This is a genomic window from Aquimarina sp. RZ0 (genome assembly GCF_008370685.1).
Taxonomy (GTDB): domain Bacteria; phylum Bacteroidota; class Bacteroidia; order Flavobacteriales; family Flavobacteriaceae; genus Aquimarina.
The window spans coordinates 1-5,113 of sequence record NZ_VTZU01000143.1; the positions used below are offsets into that span (position 1 = coordinate 1).

The window sequence follows — 5,113 nt, forward strand, 5'->3', positions numbered from 1 at the left end:
ATTGCTGATCCAGTATTCACGAGTGTTCCTGTTTTTGTTGATGATGTTTGTGTATTTGACAATAATTATACATTTACAGTAACAGCTACGGGAGTAGGACAATTAGAATATGGTATTGATGATGGAGATCCACTAACAGCAGATGTTCCTGTCTTTGTAGTTGATACTCCCAATGATGGATCTTTTACCTATACAGTAAATGGTCCAGGTAGCTATACCATAACAGTAAGAGATGCTAATGGTTGTTTTGATACGGATACGATTGAAGTTTTTGAAGAATTGATAGTAGATGCGAATTTCACGACAGAGCCTGTTTGTAGAGCTTCAGATGGTACAATTACGGTTACGGTTATGGGCGGTTCTGATTTTGCGGCAAATCCAGGTAATTTTACTTTTGTATTAACGGGTACAGATAGTTCAGGAGGTGCAGTTGGTCCGATTATTCAGGTTGGCGCAGGAGGAGAGATCTTTACCAATGTTTCAGCAGGAATTTATACAGTAACAGTTACAGACTCAGGGATTGGTCCTGCACCAGGATGTATTGCCAGTGATGATGTATCCAGAGAGATTCCTTTAGATCCTGTAGTAGTTGCAACACCAAGAGATGTTCGATGTTTAGGAGATGTTGATGGTTCAATATTAGTAACAACTCCAGTAGGTCCGGATATTCCCTATACCTATCAGTTATTTGATTTTACAGGAGGCGTACAGGGAGCCCAGCTAGGAGTAGATCAGCTAGATGATCCGTTGTTTGATGGATTAGCAGCAGGAGATTACCTTGTTGTAGTTACCTCTATCCTTGGTTGTGCTGCACAGGACAATGCAACCATAGGCAGTCCAACACAGGTAATGGCTACAGCGAGTGAGAGTAGTTATAGTTGTGCTGCGGATAATAGTGAGGTTTTCCCGGATATTACAGTTACCATTACAGATGGTACACCGGATTATACGATTTCTTATACCGGTCCAGGGATAACAGTAACAAACCAAAGTGTTACAGATGCAGATCCTGGAACGGCGGGAGTTCAGTTTGTCATCGATGCAGATGTTTCGGGTAATTATGATATTACAGTGTTTGACAGTAACAACTGTCCAGCTACTCCTATTACTGTAGTTATTTCACCATTCCCAATACTAACAAATCCGGTTGTAACTTTGGTAGATAGGATTACGTGTGATGCTCCCAATGCAGAAGTTGTGACCGTTTCTGTTGATAGAATCACAGGGAATCTGGCAGGTTATGAGTTTGATTTATTACCGGTAGGAGGAGCAGATGTTCAGGTGATTCCAGAAGATGGCTCCGGTACTACAACTGCTACTTTTAATTTACCAGCTGTTGGTAGTTATGTTTTTAGGATTACAGATTTAGACACGGGATGTTCTATAGATACCGTTCCTTACGAGGTATTGCCATTTGATACGATTGTAGCAACAGCTACTTTATCCAGTGATGTTTTATGTTTTGGAGATACCAACGGAGCACTTAGTTTAGATGTTTCTGGTTATACAGGTACTTACAATTATACAGTGACCAATATAGTGACTACAGTAGTAGCTGCTAGTGGAGCTGGAGATACAGCTATCAATCCATTGTTGATAGGCAGTTTAGCTCCAGGAGCATATGAGATTTTTGTAGAAGCACTGGATACTCCTTTCTGTGATGAGAGGACCAATGTAGTTACTCTAGGTTCTCCTGTCGAGGTAAGCGTAGGGGTAAGTCAGTTAATGGATGAGACGTGCAGTCCTGGTGATGATGCTTCGATTCAGGCAGTAGGTACAGGAGGTACAGGAGGGATTGAATATCAGTTAGAACAACCTGCTGGTACGGTAATCATTGCCTATGGAGTAAATACTACCGGTTTGTTTGAGAATCTGGATGCTGGCACCTATACAGTTAGTGTTCGAGATGGGAGTTTATGTGAGGCTTCAGAGGATATTACGATTACCGCTCCGGTGACGACCAGCGTTATTGCTACAGAGACAAGTTCCTTAATATGTTTTGATAGTGTAGATGCTGCCATTACGGCAGTTGCCAGTGGCGGTCAGGGAGCTGGTACTTATTTGTTTAGTATCACAAACTCTAATGGTACGACTTCGGCACAATTTACAAGTACCACAAACACCTATATTTTCACAGATTTAGGTCCAGATACTTATACGGTTACTGTTACGGACAATCTTAATTGTGAGTCTACAGCGACAGTTACCATTACCGCTCCAACAGAGGTTATGGTTACGGTAGAAACGATACGAGAACCTACGTGTACGGATCCTACAGCAGATATACAAGTTACGGGTACAGGAGGTACTCCACCCTATGAGTATAGTCTTGACAATATTAATTTTGTAACGGGAGATACCTTTAGTTCATTGACCAATGGAGATTATCAGTTTTATGTACGAGATGCCAATGGTTGTATTGCAGGACCATCGAATACGGTTCCAGTTCGAGCTCCGGAGGATTTGGTTGTTGTGTTAGATTTAGGGAATACTGCTATTATCTGTAATGGTCAGAATACAGGTTCTATAGATGCTGTTGTTACAGGAGGATTAGGTAATTATATGTATACGTTGACAGGTACAGATATTAACGGTACTGCAATCAATGTAGGTCCCCAGACAGAGAGTTTCTTTGGCGATTTATTTGCAGGGACATATAGCTATAGTGTAACGAGTGAGGATTGTGGTCCGGAAGACACCCCTTTTGAGATTACAGAGCCCCCTCTTTTTGAGGCCCTTGCTACGGCAGAAGATATTACGTGTAACGGAGAAGAAGATGGTCGGATTGTAATTACTGCTACAGGCGGTACTGCTCCTTATTTCTATTCTTTATATGATAGTGCAGGGAACGCATTGTTTACCTTTATCGAAGATGATAGTGATGGTCAGCTGAACACCCATATTTTTGATGAGTTGGGAGCAGATACCTATCGAGTAGAGGTTGAGGATTTTAATGGATGTCCAGTAACTATATTAGATATTATCATTAATGAACCTACAGCGATTGATGGTATGGTTTTAGGGACCACTGCAGAGTCCTGTGCAGGGTTTTCGGATGGTACGGCTACGGTTTCGATTACTGGGGGTACACCAGATCCAGTTACGGGGAACCCGGTATATTACTGGAGTATCGATGGTGTTACCTTTGACTTGGTAGCAGACCCTACTAATTTGTTGATTACGGATCTTCCGGGAGGTATTACGACTTTATTTATCAGAGATTTTAATAATAGTTCGAACTGTGAGTTTCCATTGAATCTTGATATCGAGCCAGGCGTTGTTTTGAACGGTATTCTGAGTAGCAGGATTGACTGTCCTGTTATCGATCCGATTACCGGAAGCGTAACAGATGAAATATATTATGTTGACTTTATCTTAGGAGGCGATTCGGTTACTACAGATATCATTTATACTCTGGTAGGTATCAATGGTACTCCTAATCCGATCCCCAATAGCAATATGACGGGTAGCTTTGTTGTGGATCCAGGAGAGTATGAAGGTAGTTTGCTTCATTCATCAGGCTGTGAGGTATCCGCTGGAGAGGTTGAAGTTGAAGAGTACACACCATTAACGGTTCCTATTGCCCAGATGACTGGTAATCCACAAGATCCTAATGAGTATGAGATTATCGTTAGCGGGGGTAGTGGTAACCCTGAGAACTATATATATTTTATAGCCATACTTCGTGAAGGTCAAACAGTTAATGATCTGACAGCTTCAGATTACCGTGAGTTAGACAGTAATATCTTCTCAATAGATGAGACTGCTGATTATGCTTTACGCGTATTGGATACGATGGGTTGTGAGGTTATCGGTATTGCGCCTTTAACTTTTATCAATATTTTGATTCCAAATTACTTTACACCAGATGGAGATGGCACGAATGATTTTTGGTATCCTAGACAGGATAGTTCTAATCCAGGGAGTGATCCTTTCTTTTTTACAGATATGGAAGTCAGTGTTTTTGACAGGTATGGTCGATTATTAGCTGAGTTTGTTGGCGATCAGCAAGGTTGGGATGGTATCTATCAGGGCAGTGAGCTTCCTTCAGGGGATTATTGGTTTACGATCATCCTGAATGATATTGATAATAGAGAGTTTACAGGTCACTTTACTTTATATAGATAATAGTATGAGAATGTACACAATAGATATGATGATGTTCACTATGGTTATGGTAATAGCTGTAGTTGTTAACAGGGGGTATGGTCAGGAGTTTTTTGCTCCAGTTCAGAACCAATATATTGCAGATAACCCATATTTAATATCGAGTGCTTATGCAGGTATTGGTGATTGCTGGCAGGTGAGGGCTTCTGGTTTTGAGCAATGGGTGAATATAGAAGATTCTCCAGGTACTCAATCGGTATCGATAGATGGTCGTATTTCAGATCGTTCCGGTGTTGGAGCAATTTTGTTTAATGATCAGAATGGATTTACGACCCAGAAGGGAGTTCAGTTGTCTTTTGCACATCATTTGACATTAAATGAGTATAACAATCAGTATTTATCCTTTGGGATTAGTTATAAGTTCACTCAGTTTGGTATTGATACTTCGGATTTTAATGATGGAGATCCGGGTTTACCCCCGATTGAGACTCTGGACAATGTTAGTGTAAACAACTCTAATTTTGATATTGGTATGTTGTATCGTCTGGGTCGCTTTTTCTTAAGTGCGAATGCTGTTAATTTATTACAGAAAGAGATTGATGATTTTAATCCAACGGAGCCCTCTACGATTCAGAATTATTATGTGTACAGTGGTTATACCTTTTATCATCGATTTAGTGATGTTGAGATAGAGCCATCTGTTTTGTATCAGAATTTTGCGGGGGATGGTCGTAGTACAGCAGATCTGACGTTGAAGGTACGCAAATTACATCGAGGCGATTACTACTGGGCAGGAGTAAGTTTACGTTCTTTGGTGGATCAGGATTTTAAGCCCTTATCGTTTTCTCCTATGATTGGTATCAAGAAGGCTAACTTTTATGTAGCTTATGGATATCAGGTAAATGTAAATGAGGTACTTGCTCCTACCACAGCAGCAGGTTCTCATATGATTACCTTGGGTATCGACTTTGGGTGCAGACAAAGTAAATGTGGATGTACATATTAA

General features: G+C 40.8%; 2 protein-coding genes. Both read left to right on the forward strand.

Annotated elements, in window-relative coordinates:
• Positions 1 to 4,128: T9SS type B sorting domain-containing protein (locus tag F0000_RS26390; protein WP_149627694.1), on the forward strand; the 4,128-nt coding region annotated here is incomplete at its 5' end.
• 10 nt (positions 4,129 to 4,138) lie between these two features.
• On the forward strand, positions 4,139 to 5,113 hold the full coding sequence (locus F0000_RS26395; RefSeq protein ID WP_255452909.1) for a type IX secretion system membrane protein PorP/SprF: 975 nt from the start codon (positions 4,139 to 4,141) through the stop codon (positions 5,111 to 5,113).